General features: G+C 44.5%; 24 protein-coding genes, 2 pseudogenes and 1 riboswitch. Of the genes and pseudogenes, 18 read left to right on the top strand and 8 right to left on the bottom strand.

Annotated elements, in window-relative coordinates; all coding sequences use genetic code 11:
• Positions 1–138: 138 nt before the first annotated feature.
• Both RO21_RS11155 and RO21_RS11150 read left to right on the top strand, forming a co-directional pair.
• Complete coding sequence (locus RO21_RS11155) at positions 139–333, top strand: hypothetical protein (RefSeq protein ID WP_047977855.1); 195 nt, start codon at positions 139–141, stop codon at positions 331–333.
• A gap of 54 nt (positions 334–387) precedes the next feature.
• Positions 388–1,080: pseudogene (locus RO21_RS11150) on the top strand (phage portal protein); the annotation flags it as partial.
• A 107-nt stretch (positions 1,081–1,187) separates the two neighbouring features.
• On the opposite strand, the gene RO21_RS13170 reads toward RO21_RS11150, so the two are convergent.
• Entirely contained in the window at positions 1,188–1,328 is a 141-nt protein-coding gene (locus tag RO21_RS13170; protein WP_162198529.1) for a hypothetical protein, read from the bottom strand.
• Between the two features lie 145 nt (positions 1,329–1,473).
• Between RO21_RS13170 and RO21_RS11145 the strand changes: the two genes are divergently transcribed.
• From RO21_RS11145 to RO21_RS11110, 8 genes are all read left to right on the top strand, one after another.
• On the top strand, positions 1,474–1,635 hold the full coding sequence (locus RO21_RS11145) for a hypothetical protein (protein WP_162198528.1): 162 nt from the start codon (positions 1,474–1,476) through the stop codon (positions 1,633–1,635).
• Positions 1,636–1,747: 112 nt separating this feature from the next.
• A riboswitch (Lysine riboswitch) is annotated at positions 1,748–1,928 on the top strand.
• Positions 1,929–2,012: 84 nt separating this feature from the next.
• The gene (lysC, locus tag RO21_RS11140) at positions 2,013–3,365 is read left to right on the top strand and encodes a lysine-sensitive aspartokinase 3 (RefSeq protein ID WP_047977853.1); all 1,353 of its coding nucleotides are present in this window, start codon (positions 2,013–2,015) and stop codon (positions 3,363–3,365) included.
• A 39-nt stretch (positions 3,366–3,404) separates the two neighbouring features.
• The gene (gene araC, locus RO21_RS11135) at positions 3,405–4,250 is read left to right on the top strand and encodes an arabinose operon transcriptional regulator AraC (RefSeq protein WP_241482499.1); all 846 of its coding nucleotides are present in this window, start codon (positions 3,405–3,407) and stop codon (positions 4,248–4,250) included.
• A gap of 163 nt (positions 4,251–4,413) precedes the next feature.
• Complete coding sequence (locus RO21_RS11130) at positions 4,414–5,388, top strand: substrate-binding domain-containing protein (protein WP_047977852.1); 975 nt, start codon at positions 4,414–4,416, stop codon at positions 5,386–5,388.
• Positions 5,389–5,502: 114 nt separating this feature from the next.
• Positions 5,503–6,993, top strand: a complete 1,491-nt coding sequence (locus RO21_RS11125) for a sugar ABC transporter ATP-binding protein (protein ID WP_084724305.1) — start codon at positions 5,503–5,505, stop codon at positions 6,991–6,993.
• Positions 6,977–7,927, top strand: a complete 951-nt coding sequence (locus RO21_RS11120; protein ID WP_047977850.1) for an ABC transporter permease — start codon at positions 6,977–6,979, stop codon at positions 7,925–7,927. The genes RO21_RS11125 and RO21_RS11120 overlap by 17 nt, the downstream gene beginning before the upstream one ends.
• Before the next feature lie 10 nt (positions 7,928–7,937).
• On the top strand, positions 7,938–8,879 hold the full coding sequence (locus RO21_RS11115; protein ID WP_047977849.1) for an ABC transporter permease: 942 nt from the start codon (positions 7,938–7,940) through the stop codon (positions 8,877–8,879).
• 9 nt (positions 8,880–8,888) lie between these two features.
• Complete coding sequence (locus tag RO21_RS11110; RefSeq protein WP_047977848.1) at positions 8,889–10,487, top strand: xylulokinase; 1,599 nt, start codon at positions 8,889–8,891, stop codon at positions 10,485–10,487.
• Between the two features lie 47 nt (positions 10,488–10,534).
• Here the strand turns inward: RO21_RS11110 and dcd are convergent, their stop codons facing one another.
• Both dcd and udk read right to left on the bottom strand, forming a co-directional pair.
• Positions 10,535–11,119 (bottom strand): dCTP deaminase, encoded by a 585-nt coding sequence (gene dcd, locus RO21_RS11105; RefSeq protein ID WP_047977847.1) that lies wholly within the window; start codon positions 11,117–11,119, stop codon positions 10,535–10,537.
• Positions 11,120–11,128: 9 nt separating this feature from the next.
• Positions 11,129–11,782 carry a uridine kinase gene (gene udk, locus RO21_RS11100; RefSeq protein ID WP_047977846.1) on the bottom strand — a complete coding sequence of 218 codons (654 nt, stop codon included), beginning with the start codon at positions 11,780–11,782 and terminating at the stop codon, positions 11,129–11,131.
• Positions 11,783–11,884: 102 nt separating this feature from the next.
• On the opposite strand from udk, the gene RO21_RS11095 reads away from it, so the two are divergent.
• The 5 genes from RO21_RS11095 to sucD all read left to right on the top strand — a co-directional run bounded on the left by RO21_RS11095 (position 11,885) and on the right by sucD (position 19,255).
• The gene (locus RO21_RS11095) at positions 11,885–12,517 is read left to right on the top strand and encodes a LysE/ArgO family amino acid transporter (protein WP_047977845.1); all 633 of its coding nucleotides are present in this window, start codon (positions 11,885–11,887) and stop codon (positions 12,515–12,517) included.
• 439 nt (positions 12,518–12,956) lie between these two features.
• Complete coding sequence (sucA, locus tag RO21_RS11090; RefSeq protein ID WP_047977844.1) at positions 12,957–15,767, top strand: 2-oxoglutarate dehydrogenase E1 component; 2,811 nt, start codon at positions 12,957–12,959, stop codon at positions 15,765–15,767.
• A 98-nt stretch (positions 15,768–15,865) separates the two neighbouring features.
• Positions 15,866–17,083, top strand: coding sequence for a 2-oxoglutarate dehydrogenase complex dihydrolipoyllysine-residue succinyltransferase (gene odhB / locus RO21_RS11085; RefSeq protein WP_047977843.1), 1,218 nt, complete (start codon positions 15,866–15,868; stop codon positions 17,081–17,083).
• Between the two features lie 123 nt (positions 17,084–17,206).
• Positions 17,207–18,373, top strand: a complete 1,167-nt coding sequence (gene sucC, locus RO21_RS11080) for an ADP-forming succinate--CoA ligase subunit beta (protein ID WP_047977842.1) — start codon at positions 17,207–17,209, stop codon at positions 18,371–18,373.
• A gap of 9 nt (positions 18,374–18,382) precedes the next feature.
• A complete protein-coding gene (gene sucD / locus RO21_RS11075; RefSeq protein ID WP_047977841.1) occupies positions 18,383–19,255 on the top strand; it encodes a succinate--CoA ligase subunit alpha in 873 nt (290 codons plus the stop codon).
• 199 nt (positions 19,256–19,454) lie between these two features.
• Here the strand turns inward: sucD and RO21_RS11070 are convergent, their stop codons facing one another.
• Together RO21_RS11070 and yjgA are read right to left on the bottom strand one after the other, a co-directional pair.
• On the bottom strand, positions 19,455–19,799 hold the full coding sequence (locus RO21_RS11070) for a SirB2 family protein (protein WP_047977840.1): 345 nt from the start codon (positions 19,797–19,799) through the stop codon (positions 19,455–19,457).
• Between the two features lie 8 nt (positions 19,800–19,807).
• Entirely contained in the window at positions 19,808–20,338 is a 531-nt protein-coding gene (gene yjgA, locus RO21_RS11065; protein WP_047977839.1) for a ribosome biogenesis factor YjgA, read from the bottom strand.
• A 152-nt stretch (positions 20,339–20,490) separates the two neighbouring features.
• Here yjgA and pmbA point away from each other — a divergent pair, with 152 nt between their 5' ends.
• The gene (gene pmbA, locus RO21_RS11060; protein WP_047977838.1) at positions 20,491–21,840 is read left to right on the top strand and encodes a metalloprotease PmbA; all 1,350 of its coding nucleotides are present in this window, start codon (positions 20,491–20,493) and stop codon (positions 21,838–21,840) included.
• Positions 21,841–21,873: 33 nt separating this feature from the next.
• Here the strand turns inward: pmbA and priC are convergent, their stop codons facing one another.
• Complete coding sequence (gene priC, locus RO21_RS11055; RefSeq protein ID WP_047977837.1) at positions 21,874–22,368, bottom strand: primosomal replication protein PriC; 495 nt, start codon at positions 22,366–22,368, stop codon at positions 21,874–21,876.
• A gap of 493 nt (positions 22,369–22,861) precedes the next feature.
• Between priC and RO21_RS11050 the strand changes: the two genes are divergently transcribed.
• A complete protein-coding gene (locus tag RO21_RS11050) occupies positions 22,862–23,938 on the top strand; it encodes a porin (RefSeq protein ID WP_047977836.1) in 1,077 nt (358 codons plus the stop codon).
• Between the two features lie 140 nt (positions 23,939–24,078).
• Here RO21_RS11050 and tnpA read toward each other — a convergent pair.
• Positions 24,079–24,576: pseudogene (gene tnpA / locus RO21_RS13785) on the bottom strand (IS200/IS605 family transposase); the annotation flags it as partial.
• A gap of 15 nt (positions 24,577–24,591) precedes the next feature.
• Positions 24,592–24,798 (bottom strand): hypothetical protein, encoded by a 207-nt coding sequence (locus tag RO21_RS11040; RefSeq protein ID WP_047977835.1) that lies wholly within the window; start codon positions 24,796–24,798, stop codon positions 24,592–24,594.
• A 574-nt stretch (positions 24,799–25,372) separates the two neighbouring features.
• On the opposite strand from RO21_RS11040, the gene RO21_RS13570 reads away from it, so the two are divergent.
• Complete coding sequence (locus tag RO21_RS13570) at positions 25,373–25,621, top strand: hypothetical protein (protein ID WP_053067776.1); 249 nt, start codon at positions 25,373–25,375, stop codon at positions 25,619–25,621.
• Positions 25,622–25,637 lie beyond the last annotated feature (16 nt).

Here is a 25,637-nt window from a genome sequence, read left to right as displayed (position 1 = left end):
GTTTGTTTTGCTTGTACTGACTTAAACGACTTCTTCTCATAGGGATTATTCTAACCTGAAATTAGATTTCCCTAGTTATCTAGTACAGCCCCAAAATTATTAGCACTACGCCAACAGAAAGCGGCGTTAGAAAATGAGATGCGAGCCATCTTAACTAAAGCAGACGAAGAAAAACCTTCAACCACTGAAGCCGAAGGGGCTAAATTTGATGAGTTACGTTCACAAGCGGACGGTTTAGCCAAAGAAATTGCCCGTTATGAAGCCATCACTGAAGAAGAACGCCACAATACACAGCATCAAGGCGATAACACGAATATGATGTGTTGGCGGTAATGGGGGCATCAAATACCGGCGCAGGGGAATTTGTCAGCCCACAGACTGCCGAAGCCCTGCACGCCGCACGCCGTCAATATCCAACGCACACTAACGGGGAATTATCTTTATCAAATTACCGACTTAAACGGCAAGGTAAAAAACTACCTACAAGATGAAATATTACACTTACGCTATGCCTCAAGTGATGGGTTTATGGGGCGTTCCCCGATTACTGTGTGCCGTGAGGCAGTCGGGTTGGGATTAGCCCAACAGCGGCACGGGGCAGCGACAATGAAAAACGGCTTAATGGCAAGCGGTATCATCACTACGCCCGATTGGTTCGACCAAGCCAAAGGGCAACGGGCTATGGAAGCCTTGAAACGCTATCAAGGGGCAAAGAACAGTGGGAAAATCCCAATCCTTGAAGGCGGAATGGACTATAAGCAGCTCGGAATGAGTAATCAAGATGCGGAGTGGTTAGCCAGTCGTAAATTCACGATTGAAGATATTGCCCGCATTTTCAATATCAGCCCGATTTTCTTACAGGATTACAGCCATTCCAGCTACGCCAATTTCAGCGAAGCCAGTCGAGCCTTTTTAGGGCAAACCCTGCGACCGCACTTAGTCAATTTTGAGCAGCAATTAAAAGATGCGCTGATGATTGATTTAACCAACCAAAGCCCAAAACGGTATGTGATCGAGTTTAACACCAGCGACCTACTCCGTACCAATCAGCAGGAACGCTTTAGCAGTTATGAGGTGGCGTACTGCGATTAATCTCTGAGCAAGTGGTAGCTATATCTACTTGAAGTAGCTCAATTAATTGTGGCTCTATAAGCCCCTAATTTAGGCGAACCGGTGTATTGACATTTCTAGTGAGGGACATCAATCGTATTAAGATACTTTTTGACCGCACGATGACTAAGGCGGAGTTTTTCAGCGATTTGTCGCAGAAAGAGACCGTTTTTATGATAAAGACGGTAGATTTTTAAGATAGTTTCCAGCCAAAACATATCAGGTTATTCCCTTGTTTAAATAACAAAGCGTTTATCAAAAGACTCAGTGGATCACTTTTCAATGATCTTCCTGGATCACTTTTCAATGATCTTCCTGGTGCATTTTTGCATGATCATTAACAGCGTGGATGACGCAACGATTATGGCAAATCGTAATCGCTCAATTATTGATAAAAAAATAGCAAAATCCCCTTCCTTTCCCAAACCAGTAACAATAGATCCAGACAATCCAAATCCTCGCCCTCGCTATATCGCCGGTGAAGTTGTTCGTTGGTTTAGAGCAAACTCAAAACGCTTTAAATAGACTATTGCCCCTCAATTAAATTGTGGTAAGCTACTCTATGCGGATTAAATCCGTGTTCTTTAAAATTATACGTTACGCCAAAATTACGCTATTTTTTGTAACTAATTGATTTTAAAGTAAGAGAGGTGCAACATTCAGGCAACTTATCTTAGGGAACTAGACCGTTTGAGGATAAGTGATGGGAATGCTTGCCGAGGTGTGAATTCACTAGACAGGAATGATCATCGGCTGAGTCAGGTTGAATCCTATCAGCTGTCATTTGAGCAAAGCTTAAATGGAGTGCTCTTAAATTTGTTCTCACAAACCAAAAGTAACTCAATTCCACCCTACCATTCTACCTCTTTATTTTGTAAACACATTCATCATAGGAAATTATTATGTCTTATCTTTCCGTTGCGAAATTTGGTGGAACCAGTGTTGCCGATTTTGAGGCAATGTCCGCCTGTGCCGATATTGTTATCGCTGATGCCAATACTCGTGTGGTGGTCCTATCTGCCTCGGCGGGTATCACCAATTATTTAGTCGAGTTGGCAAACGGTTGTGAGAGCGAACGCCGAGAGGCTATTTTAGCGGCAGTCCGAGCCATTCAATACCGTATTATTGACAATATCCAGCACCCGGAAAACGTGCGTGAAGAGATTGACCGCTTGCTCAATCAAATCCAAATATTAGCGGAATCCGCCGGTTTAGCGACCTCCCCAGCTCTCACCGATGAGTTAATCAGCCACGGTGAGATGATGTCCACCCGACTGTTCACCCAGCTTCTTCACGAAAAGCAGTGTCCTGCCGAGTGGGTCGATGTGCGTAATGTGGTGGCAACCAATAGCCAGTTCGGTAAAGCTGCCCCTGACGATACCAAAACCCAACAGCAAGCCGATCTCGTGCTAAAACCACTGATTGCACAAGGTAAAATCGTTATCACCCAAGGGTTTATCGGACGTGATGAACAAGGCAAAACCACGACCTTAGGACGAGGCGGCAGCGATTACACCGCCGCCCTTCTCGCTGAAGTATTAAACGCAAACGATGTGTTAATTTGGACAGACGTGCCGGGGATTTATACAACCGACCCGCGTATTGTCGCCAACGCCAAACGTCTTGAAACTATCAGCTTTAACGAAGCGGCGGAAATGGCAACTTTCGGTGCAAAAGTCTTGCACCCTGCAACGTTACTCCCTGCGGTACGCAGTAATATTCCCGTGTATGTCGGTTCAAGCAAAGCCCCGCAACAGGGCGGCACTTGGGTAACCCGTGATCCGCAACCCCGCCCAACCTTCCGAGCGATTGCCCTACGCCGTAATCAGATTTTGATTACCTTGTCCAGCTTGAGTATGCTGCACGCCCAAGGCTTTTTAGCCAATGTGTTCGCTATTTTGGCGAAGCACAAAATTTCGGTTGATGTGATCACTACCTCCGAAGTGAGTGTAGCTCTTACTCTCGACAAAACCGGCTCGGCGTCCTCCGGCACGGATATGCTTTCGCTGGATTTACTCACTGAATTACAAGCCTATTGCAATGTGCAGGTGGAATCCGATCTTGCCTTAGTCGCCATTATCGGTAATCATTTGCATCGACAAGCGGGTATTGCGGGGCAATTATTTGCAACCCTCGTGCCTTATAACGTCCGCCTCATCAGCTATGGAGCCAGCACCAACAACGTCTGCACCTTGGTGAAAAACGAAGACGCCAATCAGGTTGTCAATGCCCTGCATCAAGCCTTGTTTGAATAATATAGACGGAGCGCCATTCGTCAATGAATGGCGTTTTTAATGATGAATGAGAATACTTTTTCCGCCTCTTTTAATCACTGTGAGATCGCTGCCGGTATTACCCAAAGTGAAAAAGGTAATTACCTGGACTTTGTCGTCCATCGCCCGGAGGGAATGAAAGGTTATATGCTTCAACTCACTACGTTCGGAAAAGGGATAATGCACGACGGGAAGCACCCTTTGCCCTTACAACGAGGGCAACTGTTACTGTTTTGCCCTCACAGTGTCCATCACTATTTCCGCCAACCGGAATGCCCGTTTTGGCATTCTAAATGGCTCTATTTTTACGCTAAACCGGGCTGGCTAAAATGGCTGCATTGGCGCAATACTCAACAAAATATCGGTAGAATTACCCTAAATGATGCGGTGCTTTTTCAAGAAATCAGTCAATTATTCACGAAAATTGAATGGGAGCTAAAATCCGCTCATCCTTTCAAACAAGATACTAGCCGTTGCCTATTGGAATATTTGCTAATGAAATGTGTGTCTGCCGAGCAAAGCGACACGATTTCCCCCATTGATAGCAGAATATTAAAGGTGTGCGATCTCATCTCGGCAAATCTTTCACAAAATTGGAATGTAGCATTTCTAGCCCAACAGGTCTATTTATCGGAATCCCGCCTTGCACACTTATTTAAACAAGCGCTTGGAATGGGGATTATTCAATGGCGGGAGCAACAACGCATCAATGAAGCGCAAAAACTGCTCTATTTTTCTAACTTATCGGTACATAAAATTGCCAAATCCTTAGGCTATGAAGATGCGCTTTATTTTTCAAAAATTTTTAAAAAACATACGGCGCTTTCCCCTTCCGAGTTCAGACGGCAGGAACAAAATCGTTTATAAAAATGTGATCTGCTTCGCACTTTGTTTTCGGTAGCAGAATATTCCATATTTATAACTGAAATTTACCTATTCTTTTACATCTCCGACCTCTAAGATATTTCCAGCCCTTAATTGCGGTCATTAAATTAAGGAAAATCAACTCACCTACTATGAGGACTTTCTGATGAAAAAACAAATGCTTAAACCCTTGCTGCTCTCTACGCTATTCACCCTTGCCTTCAGCAGCAATCTACTTGCCAATGATGTTGTGAACATCGCCAAAATTGACGGTATGCCTTGGTTCAATCGGATGGCGGAAGGCGTTGTACAAGCGGGTAAAGATAATAATATCAATGCCTACCAAGTCGGGCCTGCAAATACCGATGCACCGCAGCAAGTGAAATTGATTGAGGATTTAATCACCAAAAAAGTGCGAGCCATTTCAATTGTGCCTAACGATGCCAATGCATTAGAGCCGGTACTGAAAAAAGCCAAACAGCAAGGTATTGTCGTCTTAACTAATGAATCTGTCGGGCAGCCCAGTGCCGATTGGGATATCGAAGTCATTGATAATGCCCAGTTTGCCGCGGATTATGTCGAAGAAGTTTCCAAATCACTAGGCGGAAAAGGCGGTTATGTAATCTATGTCGGCAGTTTAACCGTTCCGCAACACAATCTTTGGGCGGATTTATTTATTCAATATCAGCAAGCTCACTACCCTGAAATGTTTGAAGTTACCAGTAGAATGCCCGTCGCTGAAAATATCAATGATGCCCGCCGCACCACGATTGATTTGGTCAAAGCCCACCCTGATCTGAAAGCTGTCGTTTCATTCGGCTCACAAGGCCCGATTGGTGCGGGATTAGCCGTCAAAGAAAAACGCTTAAAAGGAAAACTCAATGTATTTGGAATGATGATTCCATCGCAAGCCGCTGCCCTGATTAAAAGCGGTAATATTACAATGGGGATCACTTACGATCCGGCAAATGCCGGCTATGCTTTAGCTGCCGTGGCTGCTAAAGTGCTAAAAGGCGAAGCGATTGAAGACGGATTAGTAATTCCTCATATTGGCAAAGCCAAAGTCGATCACACCAAAAAATTATTACAGTTCCATAAAGTGCTGAAAGTTACACAAGAGAATATCGACAGCCTCTATTGATCGAAGATCGACAAGTGATTCATCACACTTTTACAAAAAAGAGCGGATAACAGACCGCTTGTTATCCGCTTTTATCCGGATACGCTTGCTCTCATCAATAACCAGGAAGTCATTATGCCCTTTATTTCAATGCACAACATCAGCAAAACCTTTGGCGGTGTCAAAGCACTTAATCAAGTCGATCTTCGTTTAAATGACGGCGAAGCACTGTGCCTATGCGGTCAAAACGGCTGCGGCAAATCGACCTTAATCAAAATTCTATCCGGCGTTTACCAACCGGATAGCGGCGCGGAAATTCGGATAGGTTCAACATTGCATACGCAATTAAGCCCTAAAACCGCTATTGAGCAAGGTATCCAAGTTATCTATCAGGATCTCGCTTTATTTCCTAATTTAAGTGTTGCGGAGAATATTGCCATCAATCATTACCGCCAATTCGGATTCGTGAAGCCGAAAGCGATCCGAGACATTGCTCAAAATGCACTGGATAGCATCAATGCAACCTTAGATTTAACCGCTAACGTTGAAGATCTCCCGATTGCCCAGCAGCAACTGGTCGCGATTTGCCGTGCCTTAGCTCAAAATGCCCGCTTATTGATAATGGACGAACCGACCGCCTCTTTAACCGCTCACGAAGTCCATTATTTACTGGATATTGTGCTTAAGCTGAAAAGTAAGGGGATCAGCATCATTTTTGTCAGCCACCGCTTAAAAGAAGTGCTGACCGTTTCCGATACGGTATTAGTGCTAAAAGACGGCAGTAAGGTTGGTGAATACCCGATTCAAGAGGTGGACGAAAAACGCCTGACCTTTTTGATGACCGGTCTTACATTACACCAAAAGCGGTTAGATCCGCCCGATTTTTTGCAAACGCCGACGGTACTTGAAGTTAAAAATCTCTGTCTCGCCCATCAATATCAACAGATTGATTTCTCGCTTAAACAAGGTGAAATTATTTCGTTAGTCGGCCTATTAGGATCAGGACGTACCGAGCTCTGTTTGAGTTTATTCGGCATTACTCAACCGGATTGTGGTGAAATCAGGCTGAACGGGCAACGGATTTCCTTAAAAAATAACCGCCAAGCGATCGCCAAAGGGATTGTGTACGTTTCGGAAGATCGAATGAATACCGGACTGATAATGGCAGAATCAATCCATCACAATATAATTTCAACTGTGCTTCAACGTCTCACCGGCAGATTTAATATTATCCAAAACCAATCTGCCCGCCGATTAAGCCAAACGTTTATTGAAAAGCTCAAGATTAAAGCCGCCGATGCGGATTTAGCCGTCAATACATTATCGGGCGGTAATGCCCAGCGAGTATCTATTGCCAAGTGGTTAGCCGTTTCACCCCAAGTGATGATTTTAGATTCGCCAACGATTGGGGTTGATGTCGCCAATAAAACGGGGATTTTTCATATTATTCAAACACTGTCCGAAAAAGGGATTTCAGTGATTTTTATTACCGATGAAATTGAGGAGGCCTATTACCATAGCCATCGGGTATTTGTAATGAATAAAGGCAAAATAACGGCACAGTTTCGCCCAAACGATTGTACAGAACAGGCTATTGAGGATATTGTTTATGAAAAATCTAAATAACCGTATTTTATTTTTAACGTTACTCGTGCTATTTGGGCTATTGAGTTTATTCACACACGATTTTTTAACCATCGAAAATATCTACGATATTTTTAATAATTATGCAATGTTAATGATACTTGCCTGCGGATTACTTGTCGTTTTAATTGCAGGCGGTATTGATATTTCCTTTCCGGCGATTACGATTATTGCCCAATATGTAATGATTTCTATTATTCAGCATTATCATATCGGCTTAATCGGTGTTTTTGCTATCGCAATCTTGGTGGGAGGGTTATTTGGTATGCTCAATGCCGTTATTATTCATAAATTAGCCGTACCCGCCATTATTATTACGATTTCGACACTTAATATCTTTTATGGCGCTCTGCTTTATGTTACGAAAGGGGTTTGGCTGTATGATTTTCCACACTGGTTTCAACAGGAATATATTCTCTTTAAACACACCACAGCAGAAGGCGTAGAATACGGGCTATCTTTTCAAATTATTGTGATGCTCTGCGTTATTCTGATGACTCATCTCTTATTAAATAAAGTCAGTCTGGGGCGACAAATCTACGCACTGGGCGGAAATAAAGAATCCGCACTGAGAATCGGCTTTAATTTGCTGAAACTGCATATTCTCGCTTACGGCTATATGGGCATAATGGCAGGTGTTGCCGGCGTTGTTCAGTCTTATACGGTGCAATCGGTCGCACCGGATTCTCTGTTAGGCTATGAATTAACCGTACTCACAGCCGTTGTATTAGGGGGAGCAAGCCTAACGGGCGGCAAAGGCACATTATCCGGCACGGTAATGGGCGTGGCATTAGTTGCAATGATTCAAAACGGTCTGAATTTATTAAATGTCTCATCTTACTGGCAGATGGTTATTACCGGTTGCATTATGATTTTAAGTATTAGTTTAACCGCTCTTGCACAACATAAAAAATAAGGAAAACAGAATGAAACGCTATATTGATCGCCCGACAAAATACCTCTGCTTATTATTTATTTTAGCACTCTTCCTATTTTCAATCCTTATTCCCGAGCTTTTTTGGTCGATAGCTCACTTTCAATCAATGGCATCACAAGTGGCGATTCTCGGTATTCTAACGCTCGCAATGTCAATTCCAATGATAACCGGCGGTATCAATCTCTCTATCATTGCCACAATGAATAGCAGTGCATTGATTATCGCCTATTTGGTTACTCAAAATGAAAGCCCGATGTTTCTATTCCTAGCTATTGGGCTAAGCGGAGTATGTGCAACCTTAATCGGTTTATTGAACGGCTGCTTAATTGCCATTATTAAAGTCTCGCCTATTTTAGCGACACTCGGTACAATGACACTGATTAACGGCTTAAATATTTTATTCACCAATGGCTCGACTATCTCCAATCTCCCTCATCATATATTAACGCTCAATGCCTCTTCCCTCTTTTACATTCCGATCCCTCTCTTAGTATGTTTAATCCTCTTCTTTTGTGTTTGGTTTATCTTAGAAAAGACCACTTTAGGCAAATCAATTTATTTTATCGGTAACAACGAAAAAGCCACCTTCTATTCCGGTATTCATACCCAAAAAGTGATCATCATTGTTTATATTCTTTCTTCACTACTTTGCACCTTTGCCGCAATATTGATGACATCAAAATTAAACTCGGCAAAAGCATCTTATGGGGACTCTTATTTATTGATTTCCATCTTAGCCGCCGTATTAGGCGGTATAAATCCTGACGGCGGGAAAGGTAAACTCATCGGCATTATCTTAGCACTCATTCTATTGCAAATGATTGAAAGCGGTTTAAATATGCTTGGTATCAGTAGCTATATCACAATGATATTATGGGGAACACTACTGATTTTATTTATCTTTTTAGAAAAAAGCCGTTTATTCAAATAGGAGTTTACAATGCAAAATGAAAAAATAGAGATTGATTCAGGCAATATTATTATTGGGATTGAATTAGGTTCAACCCGCATTAAAGCCGTGCTGATCAATCCGCAAGGCATCATTCTCGCTACCGGCGGCGCAGACTGGGAAAATCATTTTATTGACGGTATTTGGACTTACCATCAAAGCGAAATTTGGCAGACATTACAACTGGCTTTCGGCGATTTACAACAGACCGTCAAAGAGAAATACCGCACGGTTATCAAAACGGCACAGGCGATCGGTATCAGTGCAATGATGCACGGCTATCTTGCCTTTGATAAAACCGGCAATCAGCTCGTCCCTTTTCGGACGTGGCGTAATAATATGACGCTACAAGCTGCCGAAACATTAACCGAACGGTTTGGGTATCCGATCCCTCAACGTTGGAGTATTGCGCATTTATACCAAGCCATTCTCAATCAAGAGCCTCATCTCCATCAGCTTGATTTCCTCACGACCTTATCAGGCTATGTACATTGGCAGCTAACCGGCGAAAAATGTCTTGGTATTGGCGATGCATCCGGAATGTTCCCGATTGATACGGGCTTACTTGATTACAACCGCACAATGCTTGCTCAATTCAACCGCCTTATTGCACAAGAACACTACCCTTGGACGCTGGAACAGTTGCTCCCCAACGTTAAAATTGCCGGGCAAAAAGCCGGACAACTGACCGCTTGCGGAGCTAAAAAACTTGACCCGACCGGCAATCTACAAGCAGGTATCCCGTTTTGTGCCCCCGAAGGGGATGCCGGTACAGGGATGATTGCCACAAACTGCATCAAAGAGAAAACCGGCAATATCTCTGCCGGCACATCTGCCTTTGCGATGATTGTACTGGAAAAAGCCTTATCCAAGACCTATGCCGAGCTGGATATTGTTACAACACCTGCCGGAAAATTAGTCGCAATGGCACACGCTCAAAACTGTACCTCCGACATCAATGCGTGGGTCAATCTACTCGGTGAATGCCTGCAATTATTCGGCGTCAAAGTTTACACGGAGGAGCTTTATGAAACACTGTTTCGCCACGCATTAGAAGGCGATGCCGACTGCGGTAATCTTCTCTCTTACGGATTTTATTCGGGCGAACACAATGTCGGGCTCACCAAAGGCTGCCCACTCTTTCTACACCCCACCAATGCACAATTTCACCTTGCCAACTTTATGCGTACCCACCTCTATACCGCATTCGGTGCAATGAAGCTCGGAATGGATATTTTAATAGAGCAAGAAAATGTCGCGATCGATCGCATTTTAGGGCACGGCGGTATTTTCAAAACGGAAAACGTTGCCCAAAAAATCCTTGCCTCCGCCCTGAATATCCCACTTGCTACAATGGATACCGCCTCAAACGGTGGCGCTTGGGGCATTGCGCTATTGGCTAATTTTCTCGCTAAATCAGACAGTATGTCCTTAGAAGATTATTTGGACGCGTATATTTTTAATCAAACCAAGCTCAACTTAATTTATCCGGAAAAAACTATCGTTGAAGGCTATCAACGATTTATTGAACGCTATAAACAGGGGATTGACATTGTGAAATCGGCAATCACGACAAATTTGGTTGCATAGCCTATAAAAAAGGGGAACGCCGTTCCCCTCTCATTTTACATTGTCAATCAGCCGTCTTCATTGATTCGGCTTGATACCGCACTTTGTTGGTTTTTATATTTTGCATCTTTGCGGGCGTTATAAGGGCGTTGGGCATCACCGCTGAGAATTTCAAAGCTCAATGCCCCGATCGCCATATTCGGTCTCAAAGCAAGCGGCAGTTTGCCGGCGTTGAAAAACTCCAGCACAATTTTCCCTTCCCAACCCGGATCGATGCGGTGAGCGGTAACGTGAACCATTAAACCAAGGCGGGCAAGGGAGGAACGCCCGTCTAGCCAGCCGACAATATTCGCCGGCAATTTTACCGATTCCAGTGTCGTTGCCAACGCCAGCTCACCGGGGTGCAGGAAAAAGGCTTCATCATCACCAATTAAAATTTCTTCGCTCATCACTCGTTCAAGTTGAGCGGTAACTTCTTCTCTCGGTCCGCTCAAATCAATATAAGGGGTGGAATGTTCACGAAACACCCGAAAAGAGTTGCCCAAACGCACATCAATGGTCGCACCGTTGATCTTTTCATTCGCCGGACGAGGCGTAAGGGCAATGATCCCTTCGTCTAAATAACGTTCAATATCACTGTCGCATAAACGCATACGGCTCTCCTATTTTTGCTTGAGCAACTGTTTAATCTGTGCTTTTAAGATATTGATAGCAATGCGGTTTTTACCCCCTTTTGGCACAATAATATCCGCATATTGTTTAGAGGGTTCGACAAATTGCAGGAACATTGGCCGCACTGTTGCCCGATATTGATTCACCACCGACTCCATCGTTCTGCCCCGCTCTTGCATATCCCGTTGTAAACGGCGGATAAAACAAATATCTAGCGGCGCATCGACAAAAATAGATACATTCAATTCATTGCGGATTTTCTCATCGGTCAGCAATAGAATGCCTTCCAAAATAATCACCCGTTTCGGCGAAAAATGCGTTACCGTTTTTTTACGGTTATGCTCGGCATAGTCATACTCCGGAATCTCCACCGATTGCCCTTGTTTCAACGCTTTCAAATGCGACACCAACAAGGCGTGATCCATTGAATTCGGGTGGTCATAATTGGTTTTCACCCGCTCTTCCATTGCCAAATGGCTTTGATCACGGTAATACGCATCTTCCGAAATAATCCCAATATCGTCCTGCCCCAATTCCGCTTTTAATTCTTTATAGATAGTGGAGGCAATCAAACTCTTTCCGGAGGCAGACGCACCGGCGATCGCAATCACAATACAGGATTCATTTTCGTTAAGATGTGGCATAAGATATTCCTTCGCAAACAGGGAGTAAAATTTTGCGGATTATACCCTAATTTTTGCAAAAATTTCAGTATAATCGACCGCTTGTTAACAGGAGAAAATAAGATGGACATTTTTTTACACGGATTTGTGGTCTGTTTTGGGCTGATTGTCTCTATCGGCGCACAAAACGCCTTTCTACTCAAACAAGGGATTTTAAAACAGCACGTTTTTTGGGTTGCCTTTATCTGCTTTTTCTGCGATGTGGTACTGATGACCCTCGGCGTTCTCGGCTTGGGCAGCTTGATTTCGCAATCGCCGCTCTTCAGTTTCGGGTTAGCTTTATTCGGCGCGATTTTCCTGTTGAGTTACGGCAGCCGCTCTTTTATCAGCGCTTACCGAGGTACGAGCCAACTGCTTGCCGGCGGTCAAACGTCCAAAGCGAGCTTAAAAAAAGCGGTAATGGTAACGCTCGCCATCACGCTGCTCAATCCCCACGTTTATATTGATACGGTTGTGATTGTCGGTGGTATTGGCGGCACGCTGACTTTCGAGGAAAAAATCGCCTTTTTACTCGGCGCACTCGCCTGCTCTTTTTTATGGTTCTTCGGTGTCGGTTTTGCTGCCGGCAAGTTAGCCGGCTATTTTCAAAAACGGCGAACTTGGCAAATTCTCGATACACTCACCGGACTGATAATGTACGGCATCGCCGCCAGCCTCTTTCTATATGCAATCAAACTCGGCGGCACGATTTTTTAACGCAAGCGGTCGGTTGGCAGGGAAATATTGCAAATAATCGGTTGAAGTCGCCATTGTATTTCATCAAACTCTAGGAACGCGCTGTGTGTCCTCTCCGAAAATTAGTTGGACGCACGTAATGCGTTCCTACCGATGGGCAAATATCCAGCGCTGTGCAACCGCTATATGATATTGCAAAAAATCTGACAAAACCGACCGCTTGTCTTACATTTTAGTTATCACAGCTTCACCGAGTTTTGCCCAAACGCCCTTTTTATTTAATTTTTTGTGAACAAAATGTAAAAATCAGACTTACTTCACAGTTTTAGATTTGAATTTCAGGCATAATAGGCATTATTCGGTAACATTCGTCCGTCAATGACGGAAATGTGTCGCCTGTTTGCCCAATATTCGGCAATCAGTGCAAATTTTGTAAACATCTCAATAAGGTTAGGTCTGTATGCAACATAACAATTTTGATGAATGGTTTGCGTCCACCGCTCTCGGCGGCGCTAATCAATCTTATGTTGAAGAAATCTATGAGCAGTATCTTGACGATCCTGACAGTGTCGATGACAGTTGGAAAACCATTTTTGCCCAACTGCCTCAAGCTCAAAAAGCCGAGCAGCCCCACTCTACCGTGCGGGATTACTTCCGCCGTTTAGCCCGTGAGCAACGTTCGGAAGCGGTCAGCATCATCGATCCTGAAGCCAGTGCGAAACTGGTCAAAGTGTTACAATTCATCAATGCTTACCGTTTCCGTGGGCATTTGGAAGCGAAACTCGACCCGCTTAACTACTACCGCTGGAAAACTTCGCAAGTGCCGGAGTTAGATTATCGCCACCACGGTTTTAGCGAACAAGATCTGGACGAAACCTTTAATATCGGGCGTTATGTTTACAATAAAGAAACGATCAAACTGAGCGAGCTTGCCGATGCCCTCAAAGAAACCTATTGCGGCAGCATCGGGCTTGAGTTTATGCACGTTCAGGATATGGAACAAAAATTATGGCTGCAAGCCAAAATGGAAAGCGTGCTGAATAAACCGCTCTTTTCAAAAGAAGAAAAGCTTAACTTATTAAAAGAGCTGACGGCGGCAGACGGGCTAGAGCGTTATTTAGGGGCGAAATTCCCCGGTGCAAAACGTTTCTCCCTTGAAGGTAGCGATGCGTTTATTCCGTTAATGAAAGAGATTATCCGCCACGCCAGCCGCCAAGGAATGACCGATGTGGTAATGGGGATGGCACACCGTGGGCGTTTGAATATGCTCGTCAATGTTCTCGGCAAAAAACCGGCGGAATTGTTTGATGAATTTGCTGGCAAGCACGCCGAAACCCACCGCACAGGCGATGTGAAATACCACCAAGGTTTTTCATCGGATTTTGCCGTTGATGACAAAAAAGTGCATCTTGCTCTTGCATTCAACCCGTCCCATTTAGAAATCGTCAGCCCGGTGGTGATCGGTTCGGTACGCGCAAGACAAACCCGTATTAACGATACCGAGCGGGAAAAAGTATTGGCGATTACCGTTCACGGCGACTCCGCCGTTGCCGGACAAGGCGTGGTACAAGAAACCCTGAATATGTCAAATGCACGGGGCTACCGGGTAGGCGGTACGATTCGGGTGGTCATTAACAACCAAATCGGATTTACAACTTCTAACCCAAACGATACCCGCTCAACCGAATACTGCACCGACATTGCCAAAATGATCCAAGCGCCGATCATTCATGTTAATGGAGACGATCCGGAAGCAGTTGCCTTTGCAGCCAGAATGGCGGTTGAATACCGTGCGTTATTCAAACGGGATATTTTCATTGACTTAATCTCTTACCGCCGCCACGGTCATAACGAAGCAGACGAGCCGTTAGCTACGCAGCCGATGATGTACGGGCTTATCAAAAAACATCCGACACCTCGCAAAGTCTATGCCGACCGTCTTATCAATGAAGGGGTGATCACCAATGATGATGAAATTGAGATGATTAACCTCTACCGTGATGCGCTAGATAACGGCGAACGGGTCGTGTCGGAATGGCGTGAAATGGACACCGCCACAATGGATTGGTTGCAATATCTCAACTATGAATGGACTGATCCGTATGAAAATACCTTCCCGCAAGCCCGTTTCCTGACCCTCGCCAAACGGGTATGCGAATATCCGGACAGCGTACGCCCGCACTCTCGGGTCGAAAAAATTTACAAAGACCGCCGAGAAATGTATCAAGGCAATAAATTATTTGACTGGGGAATGGCAGAAACAATGGCATACGCCACCTTGCTAGACGAGGGGACGCACGTTCGCCTTTCCGGTGAAGATGCCGGTCGTGGCACATTCTTCCACCGCCACGCCGTCATTCATAACCAAAATGACGGTACAGGCTATGTGCCGCTCACCCAATTACACAGCAATCAAGGGCGCTTTGAAGTGTGGGATTCGGTATTAAGCGAAGAGGCGGTTTTAGCCTTTGAATACGGCTATGCCACCACTAATCCGAAAACCTTAACCATTTGGGAAGCCCAATTTGGTGATTTTGCCAACGGCGCACAAATTGTCATCGACCAATTTATCAGCTCCGGTGAACAAAAATGGGGCAGAATGTGCGGCTTGGTAATGCTATTACCGCACGGCTACGAAGGTCAGGGGCCGGAGCACTCCTCCGCACGCCTAGAACGCTATTTACAGCTTTGTGCCGAGCAAAATATGCAAGTCTGTATTCCGTCCACGCCGGCACAGGTTTACCATATGCTGCGCCGCCAAGCACTACGCAAAATGCGCCGACCGCTTGTCGCGATCTCGCCGAAATCCTTACTGCGTCATCCATTGGCAGTATCCCGCCTTGATGAATTAGTCAACGGCGAGTTTCAAAATGTCATCGGTGAAGTTGATAAGCTCGATCCTGCGCAGGTCAAACGGGTGGTAATGTGCTCCGGTAAAGTCTATTACGATCTACTTGAGCAGCGCCGCCAAAACAACCAAACGGACGTGGCAATCATTCGGATTGAGCAACTCTATCCGTATCCGCACGATGATGTGAAAAAAGCCCTTGAGCCGTATGCACACGTTACCGATTTCGTTTGGTGTCAGGAAGAGCCGCTCAACCAAGGGGCGTGGTATTGCAGCAAGCACAATTTTGAGGCTTCGATTGCAGATAATGCCAAACTCAAATATGCCGGACGTCCTGCCTCCGCCTCTCCTGCGGTCGGCTATATGTCATTGCATACGCAGCAACAAAAACAACTGGTTAGCGATGCCTTAACTATCGCTTAACCCGCATACAAGCGGTCAGTTATACACACTATTTTGTAAAACAGCGGGCACACCCCGTGTGTCCCGATTGGTGAACGAAGATTAAAAGGAAACCTATTATGACTATCGAAATTCTTGTTCCGGATCTCCCTGAATCAGTGGCTGACGCAACGGTTGCCACTTGGCATAAAAAAGTAGGCGACAGCGTTAAACGTGATGAGGTCATCGTTGAAATTGAAACGGACAAAGTGGTATTAGAAGTCCCGGCGACCAGCGATGGTGTGATCAGCAAAATTGCACAAGACGAAGGTGCAACCGTTATCAGCAAACAAGTGCTGGGCATTTTATCCACCACACAAGCGGGTGATGTCAGCCCTGCTACCCTAACGCAAGCAAATGAAGCAACGCCGGCAGATCGTAAATCCGCTGCGATTGAACACGATCACAGCGATGCCGAATCGCAAAGTCCGGCGATCCGCCGCTTACTTGCCGAGCACGATCTCAACGCCGAAGAAATTAAAGGCACGGGCGTAGGCGGCAGAATTACCCGTGAAGATGTGGAAGCTGCACTCGCCAAACGTACCGCTAAAGTGGCGGAAAAAGCGGAAAATACCGTCAGCACCGTTGCCTACGCTGCCCGTAGCGAAAAACGCGTGCCAATGACCCGCTTGCGTAAACGCATTGCCGAACGTCTGCTTGAAGCCAAAAACACCACCGCAATGCTCACTACTTTCAACGAAGTGGATATGCAGCCGATTATGACCCTGCGTAAACAATACGGCGAAAAATTTGAAAAACAACACGGCGTGCGTCTAGGTTTTATGTCTTTCTACATTAAGGCCGTCGTGGAAGCCCTCAAACGCTATCCGGAAGTCAATGCCTCTATTGACGGTGATGATGTGGTTTACCATAACTATTTTGATGTGAGTATCGCTGTTTCTACTCCACGCGGTCTGGTTACGCCGGTCTTGCGTGATTGCGACAAACTCAGTATGGCAGAAATTGAAAAATCGATTAAAGCCTTAGCGGAAAAAGGACGGGACGGCAAATTAACCGTAGAAGACTTAACCGGCGGTAACTTTACCATTACCAACGGCGGTGTGTTCGGATCATTGATGTCCACCCCGATCATCAACCCGCCGCAAAGTGCGATTTTAGGGATGCACGCCATCAAAGATCGCCCTGTTGCGATTAACGGTGAAGTGGTGATCCGCCCGATGATGTATCTGGCACTCAGCTACGATCACCGTTTAATTGACGGACGCGAATCGGTCGGCTTCTTAGTGGCGATCAAAGATTTATTGGAAGATCCGACACGCTTATTACTGGAAATTTAATCCAAAAGACCGCTTGTTTGTGCAAGCGGTCTGTGATTTGAGATTTTTTGCAAATCTCACAGCGGTACGCACCGCTTACCAAACCGAATTATAAAGCCTTTATCATAAAACAAAGGAAACACTATGAATTTACACGAATACCAAAGTAAGCAAATTTTTGCTGAATACAAATTACCTGTGAGCCAAGGGATTCCTTGCCAAACCGCTGCCGAAGCGGGCGAAGCCGTCAAAAAACTCGGCGGCGACTTATGGGTGGCAAAATGCCAAGTACACGCAGGTGGACGGGGCAAAGCCGGCGGAGTGAAATTAGTTAAAAACGAAGCCGAAGCGAAAGCCTTTGCCGAGCAATGGCTCGGTAAACGTTTGGTTACCTTCCAAACCGATGCCAACGGTCAGCCGGTCAATACTATTTATATTGAAGAAGGCTCGAATATTGATCGTGAGCTTTATTTAGGCGCAGTGTTAGACCGTGCGTCGCAACGGGTTGTCTTTATGGTTTCAACCGAAGGCGGCGTAAATATCGAAGAAGTGGCGGAGAAAACTCCACATTTATTGCACAAAATGGCGATCGATCCGTTAGTCGGCGGAATGCCGTACCAAGGGCGTGAATTGGCGTTCAAACTAGGCTTAAAAGGTGATCAAATCAAACAATTTGCCCATATTTTCGTGCAAATGGCGAAAATGTTCGTTGAAAAAGATCTCGCATTACTTGAGGTAAACCCGCTTGTTACCACCAAAGAAGGCAATCTTCTCTGCTTAGATGCCAAAATCGTTGTCGATAGCAATGCACTCTATCGCCAGCCTGCCTTAGTAGCGATGCAAGATCCGAGCCAAGACGACCCGCGTGAAGCCCTTGCCGAATCCCACCAGCTCAACTATGTTGCCCTTGAAGGCGATATCGGCTGTATGGTAAACGGTGCAGGTCTAGCAATGGGCACGATGGATATTGTGAAACTACACGGCGGTCAGCCGGCAAACTTCCTCGATGTCGGCGGTGGCGCAACCAAAGAGCGTGTTGCGGAAGCCTTCAAAATCATCTTATCCGACAAAGCGGTGAAAGCGGTATTAGTCAATATTTTCGGCGGGATTGTGCGTTGTGATTTAATCGCAGAGGGTATCATCGCAGCCGTCAATGAAGTGGGCGTTAGCGTGCCGGTTGTGGTACGTTTAGAAGGAAACAACGCACCGTTAGGGCGTGAAATCCTTGCCAATAGCGGTTTAAATATCATTGCCGCAACCACATTAACCGATGCGGCACAACTTGCCGTGAAAGCCGCTGCTAATCAATAGGGGGAAACAATGGCGATTTTAATCAACAAAGACACAAAAGTAATCTGCCAAGGTTTTACCGGCGGACAAGGCACATTCCACTCCGAACAGGCACTCGCATACGGCACGCAATTAGTCGGCGGTGTATCACCGGGTAAAGGCGGCACGACGCATTTGGGCTTACCGGTCTTCAATACTGTGCGTGAAGCGGTCGAAGCAACCGGTGCAACGGCAACGGTAATCTACGTACCTGCCCCCGGCTGTAAAGATGCCATTCTAGAAGCCGTTGATGCCGGTATTGAGCTTGTGATTTGTATCACTGAAGGCATTCCAACCCTTGATATGTTGCAAGTCAAACAACGCCTCAATCAAACGGGTGTGCGGATGATCGGGCCGAACTGCCCGGGTGTGATTACCCCTGATGAATGTAAAATCGGCATTATGCCGGGACATATTCACCAAAAAGGGAAAATCGGGATTGTTTCCCGCTCCGGTACACTCACCTATGAAGCGGTTAAGCAAACCACCGATGAGGGTTTTGGACAATCGACTTGTGTCGGTATCGGCGGCGACCCGATTCCTGGCTCAAACTTCATTGATATTCTCAAGCTGTTCCAAGATGATCCGGAAACAGACGCTATCGTAATGATCGGCGAAATCGGTGGTTCGGCAGAGGAAGAAGCAGCAGCCTTTATTAAAGAGTATGTCACCAAACCGGTAGTTAGTTATATTGCTGGCGTTACCGCACCAAAAGGCAAACGTATGGGGCACGCGGGTGCGATTATCAGCGGCGGCAAAGGCACGGCAGACGAAAAATTTGCCGCCCTTGAAGCCGCAGGTGTAAAAACCGTGCGTAGCCTTGCCGACATCGGCAATGCCTTAAAAACAGTTTTAGCCAAATAAACCTGGCTCTATTGTTAGGCAAACGATTTTCCTCAAAAATCGTAGGGATACAATGCTTGCGTCCGTTATTATAGTATATCTTCGTATGCTTTACCCGCGGACGCTAGTGCGATTTCTACCACGTTTGCATTCATATAAGCAAAGGCAGAGTAAGACTATTTGAACATAAAAAATCCGCAGCACTCTGCGGATTTTTTAGCTATTTTACGGTAGCGACCAGCATTATCATCATAAAGCTCACCACCGCTAAGATGAAATGCTTGAGCGAAAAAGGTTGGTTTTTCTTAAAGGCTTTAGCAGCAAACAGAATATACATTACCAAGAAAAAGAGTTTGGCAAACATCCACGCTTGCAGATCCAGCCCAAACCACACGAAAATCCCGATCCCCGTTGCAAATAAAAAGGTATCGACAATGTGCGGTGCAATTTTTAACAATTTATATTGTCGCCATTCAACCTTTCTTGCCGACAATACCCCACGCAACAATAATAACATCAGGCTGACATACGCCAAGCCAATATGCAAATAAAAGAGAGTTTCCATTGAGTTTCCTACTGCTCCACAATCATTGATTTTAAATATTGAAAAATTTCACGGTAATTTTTAGGGGGTTTATTGGCTTGTTTTTCTTTTTGTGCCGCCCGAATTAACTGACGCAAATGCTGACGATCCAACGTCGGATATTCCTCAATCAACGCACTTAATGCCTCATCGCCTTGTGCGACTAATTGATCCCGTACCAATTCAAGTTTATGCAACAACGCCTGTTGCTGATTATGACGGTTTTCGACCTTATCCAACGCCTCTTGAATCGGCTCAGGATCAACGCTTCGCAATAACTTGCCGATATATTGAATTTGGCGGCGACGTGCCTCTAATCTTAACCGCTGTGCCAGCTCAATCGCTTCTCGGATATTCTCTTGCAGCGGCATTTTCGCTAAATTCACCGCATTCAGCCCAATCAAACTTTCTCCCAACTTTTTAAGCTGCTCCGCATCTCGTTTAATCTCACTCTTGCTGACCCAAATGATCTCTTCCTCATCATCCGTCCAATCAATCTCATTACGTTGCTTTCTCGCCATTCTGTATCCTTCATTCAAAAAAATTGTGGCTAGTTTAGCAGAAAATTAAGGTAAAATGAGCGGAATTTCATTATCACGCGGTCGGTTAGCCGAGATTTTTTGCAAGATTTTCCCCTCAACCAACCGCCTGTACACGACCAAAAGGAAGAAAAATGGCGTTAATCAGTCAAACAGAACTTCAACAGCAAGAGCAACAACTGCGCAATGCGGTGGAAATTGCGCTCGACTATGCCCAAAAAGCAGGAGCAACCGCCGAAGTCGGCGTTACCAAAGTCGCGGGATTATCCGTTTCTACCCGTTTAGAGCAGACGGAAAATATTGAGTTTAACAATGACGGTTCGCTCGGTATCTCGGTTTATCTGGGTAAGCGTAAAGGTAATGCGTCCACTTCCGACTTACAGCCCCAATCCATTCAACAAGCGGTCGAATCCGCCCTTGCGATTGCAAAATATACTTCTGAGGACGAATGTAGCGGACTTGCCGATGAAGCCCTAATGGCGTTTAATCCGCCGGATTTAGCGCTTTATCACCATGCAGAGATTGAGGTTGACCAAGCCGTTGAACTCGCCGCTGAAACAGAGCATCACGCTTTGGCAAGCGATGAGCGAATTGTCAACAGCGATGGGGCAACGTTCAACTCTCACAGCGGTATCCGTGTTTACGGTAATACCCACGGAATGCTACAAAGCTATCTATCCAGCCGCTATTCCCTCTCTTGCAGCGTCATCTCCGCCTATCAAGATCAGCTTGAACGGGACTACGAATACACCATTTCCCGTGAATTTGACTGCCTTGCCTCACCGGAATGGGTCGGCAAGCAAGCCGCCCAAAAAGCAGTAGAGCGGCTTAATCCCCAAAAACTCGCCACCTGCGAAGTGCCGGTCATTTTTTATAACGACATCGCCACCGGTTTAATCGGGCATTTAGCCGGTGCCATCAGCGGTGGTGCGTTATATCGTAAAGCAAGCTTTTTGCAAGATAAACTCGGCGAGCAAATTTTGCCGAGCTGGTTTGAGATAATCGAACGCCCTCACCTCGTCCGCCAGCTTGCTTCCTCGCCCTTTGATAGCGAAGGTGTTTACACCCGAGATCAACAAATTATTCAAAACGGGATCTTGCAAACCTATCTACTCACCTCATACAGTGCGAGAAAACTGGGAATGCAGACAACAGGCCACGCTGGCGGTATTCATAACTGGTTGGTGAAGCCGAACCGTTCAGGCGGTTTGAATAGCTTAGTTCGCGAAATGGGGACAGGACTACTCGTTACCGAAATGCTCGGCAGCGCTATAAATGGGGTAACAGGGGAATACTCTCGAGGGGCAGCGGGATTTTGGGTCGAAAACGGTGAAATCCAATATCCCGTTGCCGAAATCACGATAGCCGGTCAGCTCCAAGATATGTTTAATAATTTAGTCGCTGTTGCCGATGATATTGAACACCGTTCCAATATTCAAACCGGTTCAATTTTATTGGAAAAATTAAAGATTTCCGGAAATTAACTATCAAACAGGGCGGTAAAATTCGCCCTTTGCCTATTCTAATGCCTCAATTGCCTGCAAGCATTTTTGCTTACGGTACTCTGTTTCCTGGATTTGTGCGATATAATTCTGTCTTTGTGTCTCATCGTTACATTGATAACTCTGCTCGGTCAGCCAGCTCAATTTTTCATTCAATGCTCGTAAGGCTTTCTTATACTCCATCAACCGTTTTTCAACGGGAAGCTGATGAATATTTCGGGCAAAACGATAAGATGATTGGAACGGTTTATCCTGATGTGCTGCTTGCAATTTATCTAACGCTTTTTGTAACGCATCAAACTGCAAAATTAATCGTTTCGCATAAAGCTCGGCATAAAGAGAATCACGCTGTTGAACCAGTTGCTTAGCAGTTTCTTGTAACTCAGCAACAAACTCTCCTATCTCTCCCTGCGAACGCTCAAAAAGAGCTTCCGGCACACTCACCCTATAATTAGAATAGGGTAAAAATGTTGCAAATTGTTGCTCAATCGTATCAAGAAATGTTTTCATTCCAATAGATAAATAAGAAAAACCATAGCACGGAATACTAATGTAGCCGGTATAAACTCGTCAATCAAAATCCCTTAGTGCCTAGAAACAGCAAGAAAATGCCTATAAACCATTTGGTGATGAAAAAAAGTTCAAATATTTTTCTCATTTTGTGATCTGCGTCACAAATTTGAAGAATAGAGCCTGTTTTCAGTTTGATTAAAACTTTCCAATTATAAATCAATGAGTTAATAACAATCTGCCACTTTTTTGCATTAACTAATTTTCAACACTCTCTACGTAATTTACAGACTAAAACACACATAACACATTGAAAAATAACTAAATCATTCAAACACCACCTATTCTATTGACATAAATTTTGCTTTCTGACAATATGCACACGCAATCGGTGTTGCTTAGTTTTAGTCAGATTAAGCAACGGATTTGGAGAATTACTTCTATACCTTAACGGGAGTAATTTTGACTTAAAATAAAATTTAAGGTGAACACTATGAAAAAAACACTTGTAGCATTAGCAGTAACAGCATTCGCAGCGTCAGCATCAGCGGTAACTGTGTATGAAAACGAAGGCACTAAAGTTGATGTGGACGGTTCTCTCCGCCTATTGTTAGATAACTCTGGCTCAAGAACTAAAGATGGAAATGGTAACGAAACTAAAAAAGCACGCAACCATACTAACTTAAAAAATGACGGTTCACGTTTCGGTGTGCGTGTAAAACACGACTTATCTGACGATTTATTTGCATTCGGTCGTTTAGAGTTACGTTTCTCAAGCAATTCAAAAACAACCGATGAATTTGGTGATGTTTATGCTCACCGTGCTTATGTTGGTTTAGGCAGCAAACAATTCGGTGAAGTATCTTTCGGTCGCCAAGTAACTATCGGTGATGATATCTCACAAGCAGGTTTCGATAATACCTACGGTGTTACTAAAACGCCATTAACAACTTCAGGTAAATCTGTTGTACGTTATGACTACAAAGGTATTGAAGGCTTACAAGTTGGTGTTGACTACCGTTTTGCTGAAGATCGTAAAGACGGTGAAGTTGTTGTTGGCAAATTAAAATCAGGCTATGGTGCAGGTGTTACTTACGGATTTGATGTAGCTCAAGGTCAATCCGCAAAAGTTGCAGCAGGTTATACTCGTGATAACTACGCAACAGAAACAAGCACTAAACACTACCGTGATGCTGGAATGGTTGGTGGAAGCTATACCATTGATAGCTTAACTCTTGCAGCGGACTACGGTTTTGAAAACGATAAAGACGGAGCAAACAGAAAATTCACTCACGGTTTACATACCGGTGCTAAATACCAAGTAACTCCGGCAGTTGCAGTATATGGTAACTATGTTTACTTAAACGGTAAAACAAAAGAATCAGGTACCACAATTGAAAAAGAACGTTCACACCGCTTTATGTTAGGTACAGAATACAAAGTCCATAAAAATGTATTCACCTTTATTGAAGGTCGTATCCAAGAAACCAAAACATACAATAATGCAGGTCAAAAACTTAGCTCAGTTAAAGACAACGCATTCGGTGTAGGTTTACGCGTACACTGGTAATATTCTTTAATAATAACAATCCGCCCGTTTCACGGGCGGTTTTAGGTCACTCCGTATCTAGTACTTCAATAGGGGCTGTAAAAAACCGCCAACCGTACAATAACTCTATAGCTACCCCTAAAGAAATCCATATATTCTTTTTATTGATTCCTGATATATTCCTCGACTACTTTGATGTTCAAACCTACCATACTTACGCCATAGCCTTTTGCCCAAAAGTTTCTATTTCCATATTTATATTTCAAATTCGCATGCCTTTCGAATATCATTGTGAAGATTTCCCTTTCAGATATCCCATAAAGCTTGATACTGCTAATTTCGGGGGGAACTTTCACTAGCATTAGCATATGATTTTTCATGGCATGAGCCTCTATTATCTCAACGCTCTTGTCATTACATAACTCGCTGTTACGAGCCACAAAGGTTGAGCTGAAGAAGATATAGGGTGGACGAGTTAAGTAAATCAGCCGTAGGAAATCAATTAAATCAAAATAGTGTGCCTTCTTATAACTCGCCTGATGTGTGCAGAGATAGGGCGGATAAAGCACAAACAGAGTCTTATCTTGGTGTCGGTATTTCGGTAGGACTTGATGAAACTATTCACCGACAACTTCTACGCCGTCTAAGTAACCGTCGGCTACAAAAATCAGCGCTCAGGAGCAATATTGGTTACTATAAGCGCCGTACCCTTTATGCACGGTGCTGATTGTCTCCCCTTCAAGCGCCATTGTACCGCTTCTTTCCGGTGTGGTAATCACATAATAATTTACCCCACTTTCTGTGTTTCGCCGGATAAGAGCAAACCGATTGTTATTGCTTTCAATCAGCATTCGGCCATTGCGTGTCGGGCAGTTAATCATTATGCCACCATAGTTATTCTCTGTGGCTTTAAGGTAACTGTCGCCCCAATAATTGATTTTATTCTCATCAACGTAAATATCTTTATTCGTATAGACTTTGTTTGAATGGTATCCTTAGCGATTAACTAACTAAAAACGTTTACTTGATTAAGTAACTTGAAACAAACTATATTACTCATTTGTAAAGAACTTAATAGTTCTTTTCAAGATTTTTGTATTCTTTTATAGTTCCTTTAATTATCAATCACTTAGGTAAAAATTTTGAAAAAAAAACGGAGTTCGTTACAAGGTGATTTTATGAAGAACTCACAAGAATGGTGGTCAATTACAGAATTACTTGAACAGAACCTTGAAAATTTACCTACCACCGATAAGGGAATTAGTAAAAAAGCACACAGAGAAGGAAGGGAATAGGAGTTAAGGGAAAACGTTTGAATATCATTATTCTTCTTTCCCCGAAGAAGTGCAGAAGACACTGGGCTTTACTGCGATACATTCTCCCGAGCCACCTCACGATTACGTCATTCACACGCGGTCAGCGGGCGAATTAAGGCTTGATATTAAGGCGGGTAAAATGAACAGGCAAGAACTGGAACAAGCCCTTAGAATGATTGAGCAATCCTTGGAGCTTATGCCTGCGCAAAGCCAACCACAGAAATCAGAAATGGATAAATTAAATAATCACGAGAAAGATCTAATTCTCTATTACCGAAAAAGTTCTGATGATGGCAGAATTGCAATAATGAATTTGGCTGAAACTATGGCTGGTTTAAATCGTGAAAAAGAGACGTCGGAGCCATTTGAGGCTTATAAGGTAGCCTAATAGCCTTGAGCAATAC

The organism is Muribacter muris (assembly GCF_001038205.1).
Lineage (GTDB): Bacteria > Pseudomonadota > Gammaproteobacteria > Enterobacterales > Pasteurellaceae > Muribacter > Muribacter muris.
Note: the sequence above shows the minus strand (reverse complement) of the source record. Positions and strands in the feature narration are given on the sequence as shown.